This window comes from Paraburkholderia sp. PREW-6R (assembly GCF_039621805.1).
Classification (GTDB): Bacteria; Pseudomonadota; Gammaproteobacteria; order Burkholderiales; family Burkholderiaceae; genus Paraburkholderia.
The window spans coordinates 195,249-215,813 of the sequence record NZ_CP155073.1; the positions used below are offsets into that span (position 1 = coordinate 195,249).

Genomic DNA, 20,565 nt, shown 5'->3' on the forward strand with positions numbered 1-20,565 from the left:
CTTCGGCCCAGAGCGTGCTAGCAGTCAAGGAGCGAACCCTTTGTGATCTCTCGATCGGCGACATAAGTCGGCTCCCTTTGCAGCGACTGCCGTCGCTGACCATTGTGCCACGAACTCCGGCGGCCGCCGTACGGCGGCCAATCTCATATAGGGGATGAAGCCCGACGCCGACGATCGGCTTCTGGTTAATGGCGTAGATCAACGTGGCCATCGAACAACTTAATTCTTATTCACCGTCCCCCGACGGCAACACTTTGCGGCCAAACGCAATCTCAAATCCATCAGGCACCGGTTTGAATGGCTTGGTCGGTGACCGGTGACTGCTCTGAAATTGTCGTAGCGCTTGCACGTCGATCTCGCCGATCACGCAATAGTCGGTCACGCCTCCCTTTACGCGAAGCAGATCGCGTTGCCAGCTCTCTTTGAACGGAGCGCGGATGCGGCTGTCGCCGTATTGGCGGTCGTTACACTGAATGATGTAGGCATGCATGTCTAGTGCGGCCGACTCGACCAAGGCATTGAAGGTTTCCGTGTCCGGGTTCCACTCTGGCACAAACAGCGCGTCTACTCTGCCGCGCAAGGCAGCACGGTAGCTGATGTTGGTCAGTTCGCTGCAGATCAGCAGCGCAAAGCGCAGATCGCCGTGCTGAAGGATGGGCGGTGTTTGCCAGGGCTTTTCAGGCGTCAGAGTCAGTTTGGCCAAGCGCGTTAGCTCTTGCTCCTCGTGCAATGCTGGTCGCTGCTTGTCCTGCCGATAGATCATCAACGAGGGAAACCCGAGGCCGTCGTGCGACAGTGCAGCCCACACTTGATTGCGCACCCGCGCTTTGCTTGCGTGCAGGTATTCGATGCCGGTGATCAGCGAAATACCACGCCCCTGCAACTTGCGGGCGATGCGGATGAACCAGTGTGCCGGCAACGCAAGCTCAGGCAGTACGAGATAGCGGCTGTGCTGCGGCTGGGCAATCACCCCGTCCAGTAAACGACACAGGCGCGTGTAGCGCTCAGCGTCTGGGTCGGGCATGCGCATGACCGCCGCTGTCCAACTCCCCATGCGCGTCTTCCAGCTGGATACGGCAATGCCGTAACGGCGCTGCGGCCCGTCATCTGGAATTTGTAGCACGCCATGTTTGTCGAAACTGGGCGCAGCCTCGCCAAGGTTGAAGCCGCGCACGGCAAGGACCACTGCCTTCATGGCAGCATGCTGCGAAGCCTCATAGGCCGCCTTGTTCAGGACGAACAGCTCCGGCAGATTGTAGGGGCGGGATGCGAACAGCAATCCATGCGGCAGGCTTTTGAACCGGGTCAACTTTGCAAGTATTTGGATGCCGCCGATTACGTCGTCTGGCAGCAATTCCGTCGCGTGGTCGCAGTGTATGACTTTCTTCCTGGCCGGAATGCCGCGCTGGGCCACCATCTCGATCGGCAGTCCGATAAAGCGGAAGGGCATATGCGCCAGGTCGAACGAAAACAGGCGCGCTTGTTCGGCCTGATAGTCTTTGGGGGACATGGACCAGCTCAGAGGGTCATCGAAATTCGGTGACGGCAGATAGTTCGCCATGTGCTCTTGCCATGCTTGCTGTCCGGCCTTGGACAGTCGCGGTGGAAAAGCCGCGCTGATGCTTTCTCTGACAGTGGCGAAAAGCTGCCATTGCCAACGGACCATTAGCTCACTGGCGGAAGGTAGGTGGTCTGGAGAGCAGGCTTTAACGTCGAGCGCGCAGTTTTGCTCTACTTGCTTGCAGAGTTGTTCGAGCGCACGCAGGATCTTGCGCAGGTCCTCAAAGTCTTCGCACGCGGTTGCTAGGCGAATGATCCGTGGCAAGTAAACCGCCAGATCAAAAAACTGCGGTAGCACAAGTACGTGCTGGACAAACGCGCGGAAGAACGTATGGCGATGTTCTGCCCACGCTTCCGGCGTCAGATCACGCTCGTAGGCTTCGAAGTCTCGGAGTTTGATGGCAAAGCCGGCGCGGCGCATTGTGAGTGCATCGGCTTTGCGCAGGTTGTCCGCGGCCTCGCCGTCGCTTTGCGTTGCGGCGAGCAAGTCGGTGCCAACGTGGCTAGCGGATCGCGGTAACCTGGGCATGGCGCGCCATTCGCTGGCACGCTCGTGGATCTGGTGGGCAATGGCGTCCACCAGTGTCTTGCCCGGCTCTCCGGCCAGCACGAATACCTTGTTCTTGGCGTTGGAGAAACGGATTCGGCTATCGCCCAAGTAGTCCGGCTCAAAGCCGATCTGTTTGCGCTCGGTTTTATCCACCCAGCCCAACTTATCGCGAGAACGCGCGAACAGCCACTCCCAGAGTTCGGAAGCTGAGCGAAAACCGGCAGCGTTCTCCATGACCAGCAGGATGTCATCCACATAGCGACCGTAATACAGCGGCGCACACTGCTTCTCGATGATTCGGTCCAGCTCGGCCAGCGCGACATTCGCCACGACTGCAGAGGCAGGCAGCCCGACCGGCAAACCTTTCTTCAAGGGGGTCGCCGCTGCCCAGGCTAGTAGGGCCTGAATAAACACGCGATGGAGCTTAGCCTGATGGGCGGACATTTCCAGTCCCAGCACACCCGTAACGAAGACCGGATTGAGCATGAAGCCGGGGTTCAGCTCATGATAGAAGGAACTGACATCCGCAGTGAGGGCCACGATCTTTTTGCCGGAATCCAATGCGCCTCGCATGGTTGCGATGCCGTTGTCGCGCCAGTCGCGGAAGGGCTTGAGATAGGGCTCAAAAGAGCCGAGTGAGCGTTTGTTGATTCCCTTTCCGTCCTTGGTGCGGCGTAGACGATTGCCATAAGCGCAGCCGGTCAGCTCGGCGTCAAACAGGTGGCCCACCTCTAGCATCCACAGCGTCGACAGAACATGAAAGTCCATGCTGCATTGAGCCATCACCCGAAATTCCGCTTTGGGCTTTTGGGGCTTTTCGCCTTTTGCCAGCAGGCCGCAAGCGTGTTCCCATTCATCCGCCGGGGAGGAAAAAATCAGGCCGTTTCCGTGCCGCTCGCGGTACTGATTCCAGCAGGACATGTCCACAGACTTGGTGGCCAAGATCCAACTGCCGATGAACTCAGGCTTTGTCACCCAAGACTCATCGTCGCCATGAATCTTGGCAAGTAGGGCCGTCAGGTTCGCGTGCAGCTTGTCCTCATAGTCTGCAATCGCTGCAAGCGACGCATGGGAGGAGTAGTACAAGTCAACTTTGGCCTTGCGGTAGGCCAAGCCAAGATCATGGAGGCTGGTCACTGGTCGTGTATTTTTTTGGCGGGAGTTCCAGGCGCGGCCTTCGACTCAATTGATCGGTAGCTGCAGGCGCTCGAAGCAAGCGCAGTTGTCGTCGATAGCCTTCATGGAGCTCACTAGGCATTCGACGAGAGGGTTAAGCGGCTGGGTAACAGGTAACTGGGGATGTATCATAACAATCAGCGACTTAACCTGTGGCGAAATAACAGTCCCTTGCCAGCTTGACTGGTACATAATCGCGGGTACACTGATATTTTGTCAGTAGGATTAAGTCTCTGATTTTTATGGGTTTTTGGATGGGGAGGCAGTCCCCCTCTCTCCGCCAGGACGAATAACTGGCAGTTCTCTGATGTTCCAGAAATCCTCGCCACTCTATGCTCTCGTGTGGGCGATCCCCATACGTTTTCGGGTCCTTACCGTGGGGCCACCCCATCCGGGTAACGCGCGACCCCCGAAGTTCCGTTACGCAAGCACCTCAAAGTTGGTTGGAAGGTTGTCACGGTCCGTCCGTCGCAAGAGTTTGTCGTGGAATGGGCGTCAGCGTCGTGCTCGATGCAAGCGCCCGGAGGCGCGACCTTGTTACCCTCAGCAGTGAGCAATGTAAGACGCACTTAGCGGATAGTTGCCAAGTTTGAGAAAGACAATGTCGGCCTGAAATGACATGTAGGTCCGTTCGCAAACCGAAATCGAACGATGAGACAAAGGCCTTGGGTCAGTCGTTCTTAAATTTGACTTACCCCTATAGGACATCTAAAACTATTCAACCGGGGGAAAATCGTGAATAAGCTCTCTGGAATGTTTGCACTCCTTATGTTTTCTGTATGCGCTTATTCGGCAAGTATCGTCGAATATTGCAAACCATACACGGCGGTGTCGCAGATCGCTGTCGATCTCAAGAAGCCGTTTATTCAATATTTCCTCGATGTCGAAACCATGCAGTCTAAGCGCAAGGCGATATCGATCATTGGTGACGAGATCGTGGTTAGCCGGGACACTATCGGACCTTTAGTCCGAGACGCAGCGAACGCCGACGCGGAAATCGAATCTGTAAGGTTAGACGGGCGGATTGTCCGTTTCGTGGGACCCTTGTCGCTAGTCAACGCGTCGATTCAAGTGTTTGCGGACGAAGTCATTTTTTCAGATGGCTCAGCAATCGTGCTCCTGCCGGACAAAAATTCGAAGATTACCATTGCCGCAAGACAGACAACGCTTGCAGATTCTGGATTCAGGCATTTCGACGTGCATGCAAGGAAGACCCAAGGCGCTACCGATGATTTCTCGGATATCTCGCAAATCTTGCAAATATATTCAGATCGACTCTTAGTCGGATCCGCTGAGGTGCCTCCGTCGCAATTACAGAAAAAATTATCGGAGCGGTTTTCAAGATATCCCTTTAGTGACTTCACAAAAAAAATCGACGCGGTCGCGGGTGGAGATGGCCATGAGCATTGGGTAGCTCTACAAAAGAAGGAGGCAGTTGGATGGCCGGCATACTCTGTCGGTGTTTTAAAGGCCGCGTTTCGAGTTGCGCCATTTGACGATTGCACTCGGGAGGGTATAAGCGGTGAACTAAACTCCCTTCTGCCGACGCTTAAAGATATCGCAAGCGGATCTGTTGTTTTCGACACTTATTCAATTCTTGACTCAATCAAGGGAGGTGTCGATCTCGAGGGAAACGGCCCGGCATTCGCGACTGTTCGCCCACTCGCCGACCTTTTAAACGAGCTTGGCGATTACGGGTCAGGAGGGAAAAAGACGGCGGCGCTAGACTTCTACATTAATATATTAGCTAATTCTGTTGCGAATACACCGATAGATTTGCAATTGCAACGTCAACAGACCTCTGAATTAAGCGAGAAAGTTCGACAGAGCACTATCGACTATCAAAACACGAACGGCGAGCTGATAAATATACAATCATCGATTGATGCGACGGTCGCTCTCCTGCGAGATCAACAAGCGGCATATAAGGCAAGAGAAACAAGACTTGAGCAATACGCTGACGAACTCAAGAAAGGGGCGCAGGACCGTGCCCAGATTATTTCAGCATTATCGACCGCAGGAGCAATCGCGACTACGGCTTACAGCGGAAATCCGCAGACGGGTGCCGCCGTAGGAGGTGTTATATACACAGTCGGTATGTCTACAGAAGGGCGAAAGCCCTTTGAGTCACTCTCGGCGGGAGTTCAGTTTGCCTCCGCAATTCAAGGACCTCTCGCGTCGATAAGCAAGACTGTTGCTGACATTAAGACCTCACGTGCGACCTATGGAATGTTCATCGAATCATTTAATCTTCAAAATATTACTATCAAAAGCGAAGTCGACGTGCCGGTGGCTAACCCAAAACCGGGGCAGGCCGCCACCACCAAGCTAACTCGTGACGATGCGTTAAAGGATCTTGCGGAAAAAGGTCGCGCGCTGAAAAGCGGAATCGACGATCTAGAGAAGGTGTACAAAGACTTCGTTCCGCAACCTTCACCCGTTCCTGCTGTTGTGGAGGAGGATTCTTCGTTAAAGGAGTTGGCATCTCAGGTGGCAACGACACTCGAGCAGGCCAAAACACTGACAATCAGGCTGGACGCTGCACAGAGGAAGATGCAGGAGCAGTCGACGGCGCTGGCGACAAATGCGGAGCAACTATCGCGAATGTCAAACCTACCGGTTCAAAATGAGGCGCGTCGTCGAATGCTTGGTCAGATGGCGATAGATGGGTCTCGGGAAGAGTTATCATCTTTCGCTTCCATCGTCGATCAGGTACGACGTATAAGCATCGTCGAGTTTCGCGAACCCTTGCCAGTTTCCGCTTCTCAGATACAAAACGCATTTGCTTCTGAACAACTGGAGGAAGGTCTGAGTAAACAGTCAGTATTGAGTCAAAAGGAGGTTGGCGCGCTTTATCTAGATTTGTTGACGAGGAGAAAAACGCAAATCATATTTCTAGCAAACTTTGTATCCTCAGCCTCAAAGCGGCAATTTGAGCAATATGTGCAGAACCGCGGTGGCGCGCCTACCATCGTCCTCGCGACAGAAGAAATTAGTGACAGCGATGGCGCTCCGCCGAATGATCGCCGCTTTATCAGACAACTTAATCAGTTGGTTGAAAGCCAGTTTAAGGCTCGTAAGGACCCCGTGAAGCTCCAAGCACTACAGAGCCGACAAATTGAGCTGCCGTTGGACGTGCGGAATAAAATCGATCAGCGGTTTCCCGCCCGACTTCTTCAGATAGTTATTACAGACATTCGGCCGCGCTATAATCTGGGCGGCGGTGATATAGTCTTTCGCGTAGAAGTCGAGCGAGTCGGAAACCTAAGAAAAGCTGCGGTGCCGAATCCTCCGAACACACCAGTGAGTAATTTGGCGGAGAGATCATGCGCCGTGGCGAGACCTGCTAATGAGGCACTGGACTGCTTTTCGGTAGATTTGCGAGCGAAAACTACTCCACCTGAATATCAATTTCTCCCTTTCGAATATACGGTCGGAACCATTATTGGTGGGCGAGCATTTGTGCCTACACCGGCTCAGAGTTTCTGGTACTTACGGCCCGGTGATACAGCACCCTCGACCGGCCGGACGATGTTGGTGACCTATTCGCCTGCCGAGGCAAGGATGTTTTTACGGGTCAGACTTGATCCAAGAACCTCATGGGCGACCGCGCCGGTTTTTAAGCGACTTACGGTGAGCGCTGAGGTTTTTCAATGATGAGGAAGGTACAGTTATTTTTTGTTGCGTTGTCTTTCTGCTCAATTGGAGGCTGGATTTCCAACTGCGTGGCGGAGACTGACCTTAGATTTGCTGATTTATTTTCCGCCGGTGCACTGGGCCAAGACGTAGTAATACAAGTTCCCGACGATTCAAGGCTAGTCTTCGATGGCAGCGATACTTATTACTTGGAGGGAAAGAACCTTTTTGTGAGAGCAAAGCGTGCGGTAATTAGTGGAAATGTGAAGATTCAAGCGTATTCGCCGACAAACACCGGACTGCCAACGCCTGGGTCGCCCGCTACGCCGCCGCCTGCTCCGCCAAATACAATCGGTACTAAGGGGCTTATCGGACAGACCGGTAGCCCAGGAGCGCCAGCCGGTATGTGCGTCCTTGATATCAATACGCTCGTCGCAGAAAATAATTCTGTTTTGACCGTTCAGTTCTCCGGTCAGACGGGCGGCCAGGGTCAGAAAGGTGGGCAAGGGGGGCAGGGAGGTGAGGGCGCGCCGGGAGACAATGCGAGCGACGATTTCCCATCGTGCAGCAATCCGTGCCCCGGTGTTGGTCATCAGGGATTACCCGGCGGCCAGAGAGGAAGTGGCGGTCGCGGCGGCCCAGGGGGGCCTGGAGGTGTTATATATAGGTCCAGCGCGGTTGCCTCACTTGAATCCAAAAAGTCAGTCGCATTAATCGTCTCTGGTGGCGAAGGAGGTCAAACCGGGTTGCTGGGTGAACGCGGGATCGGGGGTACGGGCGGTCCTCGGGGAGCCGGTAGCAGGAGTTGCATTTGCAATAATCCGCCAGGGCCAGGCCCCAACGGTCCCTTGGGTCCCGATGTCGCAGATCCGACCGGCTCCCCAGACTCGAGTCAAGCCGGAACCGTTAGAGATCTCCCATGAGGTCAGATCGCCATCGCGCAATATCAATCGGAAGCGATGCCAATACATCTGCATAAGGCGCATTGCTGTCTATGTTTGACATGACATACGTTTCGTGCACCGAAAGGCAGGCAATGTTTAGCCTTCAGGCGTAGTCTCGTCGTAGCTACTCTCTTGGCCGTTCCAAGGCGGAATGGGTAAAAAGATGGGTAGAAGTTAGGAATCTGTCTGAAGGGGTTTGGCGACGGGGATTGGCGGCGGACCCTCTCTCCGCCAGAACAATGCCAAGTTACTGAACAGCTGGGAAAATCCCGATAAATCAAGCACCTTGAGCCTGTTGGGCCACGATAAGTAGTACACAGAGGACTCGGAGAACTTGAAAAATAAGCCGGGATGGTGTCCAGAAACGGCACCTACTATGGGCGGGTGCGCGTGCCCACCTTGCTGGTTGGCCTCCTCCAGAAGCACGAAATCAAGATCAGCCTTCGGACGAAGAAGCTGAATGAGGCTCGTGCCGTCAACGCGGAGGAAAGTAGCATTTATGCGTGATTTCACCCAGTCTTCGCTTGTCGACGGCGAACTCGCGCTCACCTAAGCAAACGGCGCTGTGCGCCGACGGTCCGGCGATAATTGGATCCGCTGGCGCAGTGGGTTTTGCCGCGCGCAGCGGTCCGGTCATAGCGTTTTCTATTTTCAATCTAGTGGGGCGCCGTGTGACTTCACGCGGCAGCCTCCCCGACCTCACTAAATCTCCGCCGCTGCAGTGGATGATCGCTTAGACCGCTTACCCTTCGTGCCGAGCGAAGTTGTACGAGCCTTCAACCCTTCGAGCAACTTCTCTGCAGGCTCATCGTACGGGTCTTGTGGGACGAGTTCGCCACGAAAGGCCTTGGCGAGCAAAGCAGGTACCAACCTCCCCATTGCATCGCGGGTGACCGCCAGCCGACTTTCGAGCCGGTTCGAAAGGACAAGCAGTGATTCAACTCTTTGGGCGATTTCGCGTTGCTCATCGATGGGCGGACACACTACGTGCAACGACACCTGCTTTGTAATGGGCACCTGATCACGGGTTGTTTGGGCCATTACAGAGGTGAGTTGTTCCTGGAAAAACGGACTCGCGAAGACTATCCTAAGGAATTCCGGGCAGTAGGCGTCGCTGTTCAATCTATAGAACGTAACCGAGGTTCCGAGCAACACATCCTCGGTCGTGCCTTCAAGGATCGCGACGCGGCCTACCGTAGCGTTATGGGTCAATAGGACGTCGCCCTGTTTGGTCCACCCTTTATTCAGTAGCTTAGATTTCTCGCGACTCAATCTTGGACATGCTTCGATTGCGATGCCCCATCTGTCATCAATTTGTGACGCGGTAAGGAACAAAGCCCCTTTGCCATCGAAGTCTTCCTTTCGCGGATACAGGCTTCCATGATTGCCATCCGCAAAATCAACGATGACATTGCGGTTGTATAGATCAGCAATTGTTGAAATCGTCCAGCCGCCCGGTAATTCAATCGCTGGGTAATCTATGTCTGTAACTTTGAACGACTGCTTTGCTAATCTTTTATAGCCTTGCGGAAGGCTAAAAACCTTTGTGCTATCGAAGCACGAACTTTTCCCCTCCCGCCAGCTTTCAGTTAAGCGACCCGTCGTGGCAGCCACCAGCACCGATCTGCGAAAGCGGTCTATAAGGACGGGAACGCGTTCGAGCCGCTCCCGGCACGCATCTACACGCATGAGGACGGAGTCGAGCTTATCGGCGATGCGCTTTTGTTCGGCAAGAGGTGCAAGGATGAACGGAGCCTTGCGCCCGGCATCCGTTCCGAGTCGCGGCATGTTTAGCCCGTGGCTAATACTGGCCGCATAGTTGAGAAAGCGCGGCCCCTTAAGCCAGTGGAAAACATATCGGTTTTCGACCGCAGTAGTCTGCTTAATCGGGACAATTTCTGTTGTACAGAGCCCGTCTGAATCTGCGAGCACGACTTTATTCAAATACGGACGCAGCTTCCCATAAAGAACATCGCCTTTCGAAAATCTGTTCTTTGTGCTCTTTGATTTTCGATCCGCAAACGAGAACCGCCCTACGATCCTGGAGTTACCCTTCTCAATGTCTTCGAGCTCTAGAACCCATTCGTCACCGGAGATCTCATCTGGCTCAGCCTTCAGAGTCGTCCCGTAGTCGACGACTTCCCCGAGCGTCGTTTCCAGCCACCCCTTCGGAAGCTCACTCATTCTTCAGCCGCCTCCACGCCCAGTTCGTCCATCAGGCACCGCAACTCGTTGAGCGCACTTTCAAGCTCATCGACAACCTCTTGCGCCAATACTTCCGGCTTCGCCATGTCGCCGTCAGCGCCATCGCTCTCGTCTCTGAGCCAGGCGATATCCAAGCTGTCGCCGCGCTTGGTGATTTCCTCGCGCGAGAAGTAGCGAAAGCGGCCCGCCTCGCCAGTGTCGACTCGTGCGGCGCTTCCGTCGGGTTCGCTTCCGTAAGCCGTCTCAAACTCGACGAAGTGAGCGCGCGTCAGCGGCGTGCGCTTGCCGAACTGGGGCATGTTCGCGCGCAGATCGTAGACCCATACGCCAGTCGTGCTGCCTTTGTCCGTCTTGCCGCGAGTGAAGAACAGCACATTGGTTTTGACGCCTTGCGCGTAGAAGATGCCCGTGGGCAGGCGGAGGATTGTGTGCAGGTTGCACTTGTCCATCAGGTCGCGGCGAATGTCCGCGCCGACGTTGGATTCAAAGAGCACGTTGTCCGGTAGCACCACTGCCGCGCGCCCACCCGGTTTGAGCGCGCGATAGATGTGCTGCAAGAAAGCTAGCTGCTTGTTGCTGGTCGGATAAGTGAAGTCATCGCGCGTAGGCAGCCCACCGCCCTTCTTAGTCCCGAACGGAGGATTCGTGACGATCAGATCCGCTTTGGGCATTTGCTGGCCCTCGCTCGAAAGCGTGTCGCCGTAACGGATGCCGCCGGTCTCGTCCGAGTCCAGATCATGCAGCATCAAATTCATCAGGCCGAGACGGTGCGCGGCCTGCACGATTTCCATGCCGTGAAACTGGAGACGATATTTCTTGTACGCGGCTTCGGAAAGCGCCTCAATGTCGTTGTGCTCGCGAATGTAGTGGTTCGCGGCGATGAGGAAGCCGCCAGTGCCTGCGGCCGGATCTTGGATTACTTCGCCCAGTTTGGGCTGCATCAGTGCCACGATGCTGTCGATCAGCACACGGGGCGTGAAGTATTGACCCGCTCCCGACTTCTTCTCGTTGGCGTTTTTCTCCAGCAGCCCTTCGTAGAGATCGCCGAGCCCCTCGGTCTTCGCTGAATACCAGTCAATAGCGTCGATCGCTGTGATGAGCGCGGTCAGCGTGGCCGGCTTGTCTATGAACGAGCGCGCCGCGGCGAAAATCTCTCTTGTTATCATTGAGCCATGGGTGCCGAGGTGGATCAGCATGACCTTATAAGCTTCAAGCCGCTCGGGCGCAGCCTTGCTTTCGAGATCGTCCCACCGAAACCCCTCAGGGAGTTTGTCCTCGGTGCCGGTTTCCTTGGCCATCTTCAAGAAAAGCAGATAGGTCAACTCGGTCACGTACTCGTGATATGTCACGCCGTCATCGCGCAAGACATTACAGAGGTTCCAAAGCTTCGCGACTATGTCGCTGGTGATAGTGCTCATCGGTAACAGTCTCATTGGTTGGCAGCTTGCTGCCAGATTGCTTCATTCATATCAGCCAGCACGTCGTTTAGTTGCTGGTCGAATACCTGGTTCAGGCGCTTAAAGCCGCCCTGCTGCCCGAACGGGCCTTCGTTGATGGAAACATCGTCGAGCACGATGTTCGCCTTGATCTGCTTGGCGAGCCGCTTGAGCCAGTCTTGTTGGACTGGTGACAGCTTTCGGAGAAGGCTAACGAGCTTGACCGCGGCATCCACACGCTGGTCGAAGGGGATGAGAGGGTCGCCCAACGCTGCCTGTCGCACGAAGCCCAGAACACGTGCCGCGATCTCATGGTTCGATTTCTGCGCCCAAGCGTGTGTCAGCGAATTTTCGTTGAAGCCCGCGCGATCGAGCGCGACGACAAGCTCCCGCAAATCCTTGCGCGTGAGTTCGCGCGGACGTTGGACCACAGCCATCAGCGCGGGCAGTGTGTTGCTGTTCTCTTTTACGAAATCGGTAAAGCGCTCTAGGTAGTCCTCTGGCTTCCCATAAATGGGGGACACATCGACGAGAGAGTCGTCGTGCGACGATATCACAAGCGGGTCAGTTGGCATACCGCGCTTGCGGTCGAGGGTCTCGCCAAGTCCCACATTATTCGCCCACCATTCCGCCAGCTTTTTGATATCAGTATTCTTGAGGAACTGCGCGAAGTCTTGTGGATCGCAACCGGCATGCTTCAGCGCGTTGGTTTGGCTTTCGTTCAAATGCCGCGTCTTGCGTTGCCACTTCGCGAGCAACTGCTCGCGCGCACGCTCGGCGATAGGCTCGTCAGGATGATCGACGATTTCTTTGACCAGTTGTGCAAATCTAATGTTCGGGTTCTGCACAACGGGCTTCATGCTGTTGACGGATTCGAGCGTGGCGTATAGATCCACGGCGTCGAAGATGCGGAAGACTTCTTTCCCGATCTCATCGCATCGGCGCGTTGCGCGCCCGAGCATCTGCTCGTACAGAATCCGGCTGTTCACCCGTCGCAGAAAGACGAGATTGCTGATCGACGGCACGTCGATGCCGGTTGTGAGCAAGTCCACTGTCACCGCGATCGCAGGTAGCGATTCGTTGCGATACCGCCGGATGAGTTGGAGGGGCTTGTCCGACGCACCGGTAATCTTCAGAACCGCGTCGTCGTCAATGTCGATGCCCTTCGCGCGGTAGGCGTCTTTCAACAGACGCACGACCATATCCGCATGCACATCGGTCGCACAGAAGATCAGCGTCTTGCCCGGTCCTGCGGGATCTAAATAGTTGACCAGCGCCTCGCATACGATGCGATTGAACGCTTCGGTTATGACCTTTCGGTTGAACTGCGCGACCTCAAAGTTCAAATCATCAGGCGTCTGGAACAGGTCTATCTGCTGCGTGCCAGCATCGTAGACCTGCACGTTCTCACCCGCCTTGTAGCTGATGCCGCTTTCGCTCAGGGCCGTTCGGATGCGCAACGCTGGATCGTGATCGATTAGGTGGCCGTCGAGGACTGCCTCTCGATACGAATAGACGAAGACGGGCAGGCCGAAAATCTCGGTCGTATGTAGCGCGGGAGTGGCGGTCAAACCAATCTTCACCGCGTCGAAGTGATCTAGTACGCGCCGGTACTTCGAGATGTAGTCTGCCTGATCTCGAAACTCCACTTCTACATCGCTCATTTCGCGGTCGAGCAAATACCCGCGGTGGCATTCATCGACAACGACGCAATCGTAAGAGTCGACCGGTAAGCCGCCGTCGTCTGAGTAGAGCACGCGCTGGACAAGTCCCTGCACCGTCGCGATAAGAACTTTCGTGTCAGGCTCGGGCTGCTGCTCGTCAATCTCCTTGATTCCAAACACATCGACAAATCGCTGGAGCGACTCCATCTGCGTTTCTTTGAACGCGTTAGCGGCCTGCTCGCCGAGCGCGGAGCGATCTACGAGAAACAGTATGCGTCGGAAGCGCTGGGCTCTGAGCAGCCGATACACCAGCGCAATGCAGGTTTTGGTCTTGCCCGTCCCCGTCGCCATTGCGAGAAGCACACTCTGCTTGCCTTCCTTGATTGCGTCCTCGGTCGCAACGATCGCGCGGCGCTGATAGTCGCGCAGCGGGAAGCCGAACTGGAATCCAATGCCGTCGAGTTTTTTCTCCGCGCCGTCGATATCTTGCTTGAGCAACTCGCGGACACCGCCGGGGGTGTACCAGCCGTTTAGCGGCTTTCGAAGGTTCGTCGTGCGCCGGAGGTCACAAAACCAGATGCCGCTGACTTCCGCGAATTGCTGCTGGAACGGTCTACCATTGGTAGCGAACACGAGCGGGACTCGGAAATGCGACCACTGCGCGGGCAGAGGCGCTCTCGCATCATCGAGCGCGTCTTTCGAATAGCGCTTCGCCTGGTCGATTGCAGATGCCACGTTCTTGGCATTGCGCTTTGCCTCGACTACGGCAACGCACTCCACGCCGATGAAGAGCGCGTAGTCCGCGGGACCGCTCTGCGTGGGCCACTCGGCAATAGCCAGGTAGCGATTTGGTTCGGGGCGCGTGCCCGCGCTATAGCGCAACGCAACCGAGTCGGCATCCCAGCCCGCATCCCGTAGTTGCTGATCGATAAGCTCGCGCGTGGCCTTCTCGTCCAGATGGATCTGGCTCGCGGCCTTGTCGACCTGCGTCTGCAACTTGAGCAGCAGCGCCTTCGGCTGCTCGACTGCCTGCGCCTGCAACGCGGCGAGTTTCCCGGCGGAATCGGCTTGCAGTTGCGCGAGCTTAGCTTCGAGTGCCTCGACCGTTTGGCTTCCGTCGACCGCGAGCGATTCCCAAAGCTTGGCCTCTTCTTTGGCTTGCGCAGCTAGCTGTTGTGCGGTGTCAACCTGCCCGGCTTGTGCCTCGAACTTTTCTTGCAGTTGTGCTAGCTCGGCCTTGAGCGCGGAGGATTCATCTACGGGCGCCTCGGGCGGGATAAACGCGCCGCCCTTGAAGTCCGCATTGACGAAGCTGCGCTGGAACCAGAATCCAAGTTGCGTCGCGACCTTCAACCCCTGCAACGCGGCGCGATGGTCGCTTGAGAACTGATGGTTCGCCGCGTTGCCTGCCTTGCGCAGCCAATGGAACAGCTCGGCGGAGTCGCCGGGAAGCCAGCCCGCGCCTCGAAGCCGCGAAAGCAACGCCGCTTGGTTATCTTCGCCCTCGGAGTAAACACCAGCCCGCGCGGCGACTTGCTGCGCCATCAACTCGCCAAACTGGCGCAGCTTCAGCAGACAAGTGTTCGGATCGTCGACGAAGTACCGCTCGGCGGCTGCACCTAGAACGGCCAAGTCCTTTTGCACGCGCGCCAGATGCGCGAAGTTTGAGCGAGGCTGGGACATATATTGTTCTACTCCTACGGCGCGCTCGCGCCCCCGGGCAGTTATATTAACCGAATGTTTTCGGCGCGCTGCCAAACCTCGCAACTGGATGGAAAAGACGCTTAATTATGGGGCATGGAGCCACTAGGCAGGGGCAACGTTTGTTGGGGGGGCAACTTTGGGGGCAACATTTCGCCTGGTGCGTTCTACTTCTATGTTGGGCGGGAGATTGATGACTTAGTTTGATAGTCCTCCTCGCAAAGTCTTCCGGATACTCAAGATCGGCGAACCTGCGCCCCGTTGGGCTAACGGGGGATTATGCTTCGATATTGGAATTCTTGCTTACGGCGACAGCCGCGGGGCCTATCGACACAGCTCCCGAAGGTATCGTATTTTTAGTCTTTGACGGGGTGCGAGACGAGAAGACTTACTGTGAGAACGGTAAGATAACCATGTACAGTTATATGACATCCAAAAATAAAACTTATGTTGGTGCTGAAACGTTTTGCCTTCGAAAAAGAACCACCGGTGACCTTCGAGCGTGTGCAGATCGACGCCAATGGAGCCCATACACCGTCATAAAGCCGACAGCAAGAGTCTTCGAGGTTGGCAGCGTCGCCGACATTCAAGCGGTTCGCCGGTTAGTCGGATGTGATCTACCCAGTGTGTATGCGAAACCTGTTGCATCAGCGAGTAAAAGCACCGAAGGCGAAAGACAACGCCGAGTTTCAGCGTCGTTAATCGTCGACCTATAAGCCATCGCGTCAGCCGCCTTATTGAATTCATTTTGTGATTTGTTTACCGTGCGAAGCTGACTACAGCCACCTCGGCAATTTACTCCGCTTCATCTGCAAACTCCTCATATCTATCTAGCACCTCATGCTTTAGATAGTCCAAAGTAGGATTTGCGGCCAATGCCTGCACCTTCTCATACGGCAAATAACTACACAGTTCTGACAATGGTCCCTGCGGAAAAATCGAAAACGCGGGTCGCATAAGTTCTTGAAACACCTTCTTGCGCCGTTCATCGGGCGCCACAATGTGTAGCCTCGTATGAAAGTTGGGCTGTAGCGCCAGCAGGTCCGCCATGCGCAAAATCCCGGAGTAGACGGATGTTGTGTGTTCGACTTCAAAGGCCCGCACTATGGTCTTCCTCTGTAGCCAAAGTACATCAATTTGTTCGACCGCCTTACGGGCTGCTTCGGAAAATTGCGAATGCGGAAGTGCTGTTAGCACTTCGTCGCTTTCCATCTCCGAGAGAACAGCTTCCCTGTCAGCCTTGGGTATCCAAACATCAAATCCCATCGCGATCCCAATGTCGGCGAGCAACGCTTGCATCTTATGAGAAGTGCGAACCTGCGGCGCAAGATTTACAGACCCTGCTGTTTCGCATGGTGTCGGAGGGAGCTCATCAAGCTGAGGAGTGCCGCTTTCTTCATCGACGGGAATCTGCACAGCCACTAGCTTTCCGGATCCATTCGTTATCCTTAGGCTGCGGTGTTTCTCCCACGCCTCGTTAGCGATATTGTCGGGAGTTAAATGGTAGGCCTGGTGACAAAGTAGCTCCTCCACTTTCTGACCGTCGGATTGCTGCAATCGCACGCCACTGCTGCGCAGGATTCCATTCCACCCGCCCGCCCCCGGCGTTACATTTTTTGTAAAGGATAGGGCCGCCCACACATCGGGACGCTTGATCGGAAGAAGTACGCCCTTCTTCAGCCAGGCAATAGGCTTAACGGGAAACTGCAGGGAATATTCGCTGATGATTTCGCTACCGGGCGGCGCCTCAGTCATTAGACCGGTGACCTCCAGTACGCCTACCCAACAGGACAGCCCCTTAAGGTAGCAAACAATTTTGTCGCCGGGCTTGATTTTGATGACCCAGGCCTCGCGGTTGGGGTGAAAACCTGCAATACTTTTTGAAGTATTTGAGAAACTCTCGAATGTGTCCACCGAGAAGATATCAACAAAGTATGTCATCGAGGTTGGGGCTGATGCTAAGCAGATCAAGCGGCTTACGCCGCTAGTTCAGCATATTTACTAATATGGACACGCAAGGAATCGTCAAGAACCTTTAAATCCGGCGAAAGCTTTGGATGGTGGCTACCGAGGGCATCGGTTCGTCGCACCCCTTGTGCGGAAGACTGTTGCGGGCGATCGCATCTCGATGCGTTCGCGGGAGTTAGATTATTAGCGGCAATTCATTCTTGGCGGCTTGCAGTGTGCATCAATCGAGCAGAGACAGCTATTGTGATCGAGAGCAAACTGCCGTAATCAATGACGGGCTGGAGCATAATGCATTCATCAAGGGTTGGGAAGGCGTGGTTCACGACGCCCCAATCGACAATGACGTTGCGGTAGTCGGAGAGCATGAACGCCATCAGCGTCCGCCTTAAGAATATGAACCCGATGTGGTTGCCTCTCGCCCTCAACAGGCCGCCTCAAAAAGCTTCGCTCCCGGTGGCGGACTACTAGGAGAGATTTTCTCGTGCTCCTGTCCCGGTCCAAGACATCATAATATGTCGCGGTGGGAACGAGTGCACGACATGTTCTACTTCGTCACTTCGAATTCAACCCCTTAAAGAGCGACGTTTCTATCCCTATGAAGAGACTCGCAAGTGCGTACTCCTTCTTATAAAGGCACTTTTATTGCCGATCTACGCGATCGCCGAGAAAACGTATCAAATGACGGGCGCTGCGCATTTGAGCAGCATCGGACTCACATGAGTTGCCATTTGCGGTCGATCCGCTAACACCTGTGTTCTTCACGTTCGCTGACAGTACGTTCATATCTCACTAGACGATCCACAGTTGCAGCGTGAGGCGCCGACAAGAGGAGGAACTTGTATGTCAACCTCGTCATCATCCCACTGCTTCGGATCGCAGGATAAATTTAATGCTTTTCTAACCACCAAATTCCATGCGAAAAGGCATGCGCTAACCAGTGCCTACATTCCGGCGCGTTTGATGCGCCTCGGTGCTCCGGCTTGCGCTTGGCAATTATTTTAAGGTCGGCGATGAAATGGCGCGGCTAGATGGCTTACGGGTCTATCTGTTCAAATGTCAGGCGCACTTGCCGGCGAATGCAGAACAATGCTTCGATTGCAAGGAAGCCGGAACGAATGTCGAACATCTCATTTGCCAAGATTCGGAACTGGTCAAGCCAGACAAGACGGTCAATCGTGGTTACGTCGCAATGCTGCTGACTGACTGAAAGAAGATTGTCTTATCAAGATCCGGTACGGCTAGACTAGATCAACTGGATCAGGAAAGTGCTGAACGCGTGTAACGACAACGCGTGCTTGTTAAACGCCTATCACGCGCGCATCCAGTACATAAAAGGCAAGATAGCGACCACTAATCCGTCATATCCGGACGACGACTCCGCCCAGGATGTCGACTAACGGGGAGGACCGCTGCCACGATGGCGCGTGCCAATTCCTGTTTCAAAACTAGATTAGATGGCTGATAGTATTTTCCTTTGTTGTGACCGGCGACGCGATTCACTCGGCGACCGCGTGGTTAGTGGTCCGGCCATCCATAGATCGGTGGTTAAGCGATTGCCCGTTTGCACGACTTTGTCGAATGTTCGCAGAAATATCCCGACGGCAAACCGCATGGCGTCCACAAGATCGTTGATGCGCAACCGACGTTGACGACCGGCGGCGAGCGCGTTGCGCCGCACCGGCACACACTGAATGCGGCTGCACGTAGATTGGCAGCACGAGTACTCGGATCGAAGACGAGTACGGCTGAGTCGTCGGCTCAACGCAGCGCTGGCCGACTGCCCAAACCGCCTGGGGAAAGTGCCAACGGGCGTTTAATGTCAGGATGTTGAGGCGCAGACGCCGTGTGCTAGCCCTATCGACTAGTCTCATACGCAGTCATAGCCTGCTTGCATGTCGAGCCTCGCGTTGGCTAATACCCCCGCCCCAACCCTCACCACCCGCCTGCAATCTGAAAAAACGCAACCGCCTGACTCAACTGCTGCCCCTGATCCTCCATCGACCGGGAAGCTGCCGCCGCCTCTTCAACCAGCGCCGCGTTCTGCTGCGTCACGTTGTCCATCTGCGTAATCGCAACATTCACCTGTTCGATCCCGCGACTCTGTTCCGACGAAGCCGCCGCGATCTCCGACATGATGTCAGTCACCCGGGCAACAGCCTGCGTCACCTCGCTCATCGTCTTCCCGGCTTCATTGGCGAGCGCCGAGCCGTCGCGAATCTTGTCCACAGAAGTCGCAATCAGATCCTTGATCTCCTTCGCTGCACTGGAAGACCGCTGCGCGAGGCTCCGCACCTCGCTCGCGACCACAGCGAACCCGCGTCCCTGTTCGCCCGCTCTCGCAGCCTCGACCGCTGCATTCAACGCCAGAATATTGGTCTGAAAAGCGATCCCTTCGATGATCCCGGTAATGTCCGCGATCTTCGTCGAGCTATCACTGATGTCGTGCATCGTATTGACCACCTGCCCGACAACTTCGCTCCCCTTGCGCGCCACCGACGAAGCATTGGACGCCAGTGCGCTGCCTTGCTGCGCGTTATCGGCGTTCTGCTTCACCGTGGAAGTCAGCTCTTCCATGCTGGCCGCCGTCTCCTGCAACGACGCGGCCTGCTGTTCGGTACGCTGGCTCAAATCCATATTGCCCGCCGCAATCTGACGCGCCGCGCCGGCGATACTCGTGCTGCTGTCGCGCACGCGTCCGACGATCGCGGTCAGCCGCTCGTTCATGTCACGCAGAGCGCCGAGCAGTTTGCCGGTTTCATCCGTTGCGTCGACTTCGATACGTGTACGCAAATCGCCCTCGGACACCGTTCGCGCGACATCGATCGCAACGCCCAGCGGCTTCGTCACCGCACGCGTGATCAGCAGGCACGCGCCGACGGCGAGTCCCAGCGCAAACAGGCACATCGCGATCAGCAGGTTGCGCTGGTTCTCATAGTGCGTCGTGTAGTCGCTGATTAGCTGTTCCTGGCGCATATGCGTGTACTCGGCATACGCGTTGGTCGCGCTGATCAGCGCGGCGAGCAGCGGCCGGCATTGCTCGTCCATCTTCACGACGGCCTCGTCACGTTTGTTGTTCAGCGCGAGATTGACGATGTCGGTCGCAACGGGACCATACGAGGCTTCGACGCGGTTGATATCGGCCACGAGACTGCGCGCTTTCTCCGAGGTATCGGTCGCCGTCGCAATCATGTCGTTGAGTTTCTTGAGATTGGTCTGCACGTCTTCGTGCGCGCGCAACACGTCGGCTTTTTCGAGGTCGAGATCCTGAGGTTTGGTCACGAGCACGAGATTGCGCGCGGCAATCGCGCGGCGATCGACCGCCGTGCGCACCTGCACGGCCATGTCGGCGCGCGCGTTGATCCCATGCACGAAGTTCGAAAAGCCTTCCGTCGAGTCGTTCAATGCCTTCAAAGACATGCAGGACACCACAACAACGATAAGCGACAACGTGCCGAATCCGGCAATAAGCTTGGTTTTGATAGTCAGATTCTTCAATGCCACGATGTTTCTCCAATAACGAAACGTGAATGCGTTCGCAATGGACTCTCAGGTCCGGGTATGGGAGCGTCTTGTGATCGCCTTCACGTGAAGGCAACCCTGCGCGGTCTATCCCGTTTTGCGCTGCCGACGCGTGCTCGACACCGGCACCGTGGCTCCAGATTTAAACAGGCATCCCATTGACGTGATATCGGAACGAGGACACCGTGACTTGAGATAGGTCGGGT

The 20,565-nt window shown here is 55.6% G+C and carries 10 protein-coding genes and 1 pseudogene; 4 read left to right on the plus strand and 7 right to left on the minus strand.

Annotated elements, in window-relative coordinates:
* Window positions 1-226: 226 nt before the first annotated feature.
* Entirely contained in the window at window positions 227-3,223 is a 2,997-nt protein-coding gene (locus tag AAGS40_RS00905; protein WP_345812576.1) for a reverse transcriptase domain-containing protein, read from the minus strand.
* A 798-nt stretch (window positions 3,224-4,021) separates the two neighbouring features.
* Between AAGS40_RS00905 and AAGS40_RS00910 the strand changes: the two genes are divergently transcribed.
* Together AAGS40_RS00910 and AAGS40_RS00915 are read left to right on the plus strand one after the other, a co-directional pair.
* A complete protein-coding gene (locus AAGS40_RS00910; protein ID WP_345812577.1) occupies window positions 4,022-6,943 on the plus strand; it encodes a hypothetical protein in 2,922 nt (973 codons plus the stop codon).
* Between the two features lie 1,274 nt (window positions 6,944-8,217).
* Window positions 8,218-8,373 carry a DUF6538 domain-containing protein gene (locus AAGS40_RS00915; RefSeq protein ID WP_345812578.1) on the plus strand — a complete coding sequence of 52 codons (156 nt, stop codon included), beginning with the start codon at window positions 8,218-8,220 and terminating at the stop codon, window positions 8,371-8,373.
* 195 nt (window positions 8,374-8,568) lie between these two features.
* On the opposite strand, the gene AAGS40_RS00920 is transcribed toward AAGS40_RS00915, so the two are convergent.
* The 5 genes from AAGS40_RS00920 to AAGS40_RS00940 form a co-directional block, all read right to left on the minus strand.
* Window positions 8,569-10,050 carry a restriction endonuclease subunit S gene (locus AAGS40_RS00920; protein WP_345812580.1) on the minus strand — a complete coding sequence of 494 codons (1,482 nt, stop codon included), beginning with the start codon at window positions 10,048-10,050 and terminating at the stop codon, window positions 8,569-8,571.
* Complete coding sequence (locus AAGS40_RS00925; RefSeq protein WP_345812583.1) at window positions 10,047-11,489, minus strand: N-6 DNA methylase; 1,443 nt, start codon at window positions 11,487-11,489, stop codon at window positions 10,047-10,049. The genes AAGS40_RS00920 and AAGS40_RS00925 overlap by 4 nt, the downstream gene beginning before the upstream one ends.
* An 11-nt stretch (window positions 11,490-11,500) precedes the next feature.
* Window positions 11,501-14,854 (minus strand): type I restriction-modification system endonuclease, encoded by a 3,354-nt coding sequence (hsdR, locus tag AAGS40_RS00930; protein WP_345812584.1) that lies wholly within the window; start codon window positions 14,852-14,854, stop codon window positions 11,501-11,503.
* 813 nt (window positions 14,855-15,667) lie between these two features.
* Window positions 15,668-16,813, minus strand: coding sequence for a hypothetical protein (locus tag AAGS40_RS00935; RefSeq protein ID WP_345812586.1), 1,146 nt, complete (start codon window positions 16,811-16,813; stop codon window positions 15,668-15,670).
* 221 nt (window positions 16,814-17,034) lie between these two features.
* Complete coding sequence (locus AAGS40_RS00940) at window positions 17,035-17,214, minus strand: hypothetical protein (RefSeq protein ID WP_345812588.1); 180 nt, start codon at window positions 17,212-17,214, stop codon at window positions 17,035-17,037.
* A 596-nt stretch (window positions 17,215-17,810) separates the two neighbouring features.
* On the opposite strand from AAGS40_RS00940, the gene AAGS40_RS00945 reads away from it, so the two are divergent.
* Together AAGS40_RS00945 and AAGS40_RS00950 are read left to right on the plus strand one after the other, a co-directional pair.
* On the plus strand, window positions 17,811-18,047 hold the full coding sequence (locus tag AAGS40_RS00945) for a hypothetical protein (protein ID WP_345812589.1): 237 nt from the start codon (window positions 17,811-17,813) through the stop codon (window positions 18,045-18,047).
* Window positions 18,048-18,294: 247 nt separating this feature from the next.
* Window positions 18,295-18,547: pseudogene (locus tag AAGS40_RS00950) on the plus strand (PAAR domain-containing protein).
* A gap of 225 nt (window positions 18,548-18,772) precedes the next feature.
* Here the strand turns inward: AAGS40_RS00950 and AAGS40_RS00955 are convergent.
* On the minus strand, window positions 18,773-20,341 hold the full coding sequence (locus AAGS40_RS00955) for a methyl-accepting chemotaxis protein (protein ID WP_345812591.1): 1,569 nt from the start codon (window positions 20,339-20,341) through the stop codon (window positions 18,773-18,775).
* Between the last annotated feature and the right edge of the window lie 224 nt (window positions 20,342-20,565).

Bases quoted from the DNA above. Each gene is read 5' to 3' on its own strand.
- AAGS40_RS00915 (WP_345812578.1), top strand. From the start codon at position 8,218: ATGGTGTCCAGAAACGGCACCTACTATGGGCGGGTGCGCGTGCCCACC.
- AAGS40_RS00920 (WP_345812580.1), bottom strand. From the start codon at position 10,050: ATGAGTGAGCTTCCGAAGGGGTGGCTGGAAACGACGCTCGGGGAAGTC.
- AAGS40_RS00925 (WP_345812583.1), bottom strand. From the start codon at position 11,489: ATGAGCACTATCACCAGCGACATAGTCGCGAAGCTTTGGAACCTCTGT.
- hsdR (WP_345812584.1), bottom strand. From the start codon at position 14,854: ATGTCCCAGCCTCGCTCAAACTTCGCGCATCTGGCGCGCGTGCAAAAG.
- AAGS40_RS00935 (WP_345812586.1), bottom strand. From the start codon at position 16,813: ATGACATACTTTGTTGATATCTTCTCGGTGGACACATTCGAGAGTTTC.
- AAGS40_RS00940 (WP_345812588.1), bottom strand. From the start codon at position 17,214: ATGGCGTTCATGCTCTCCGACTACCGCAACGTCATTGTCGATTGGGGC.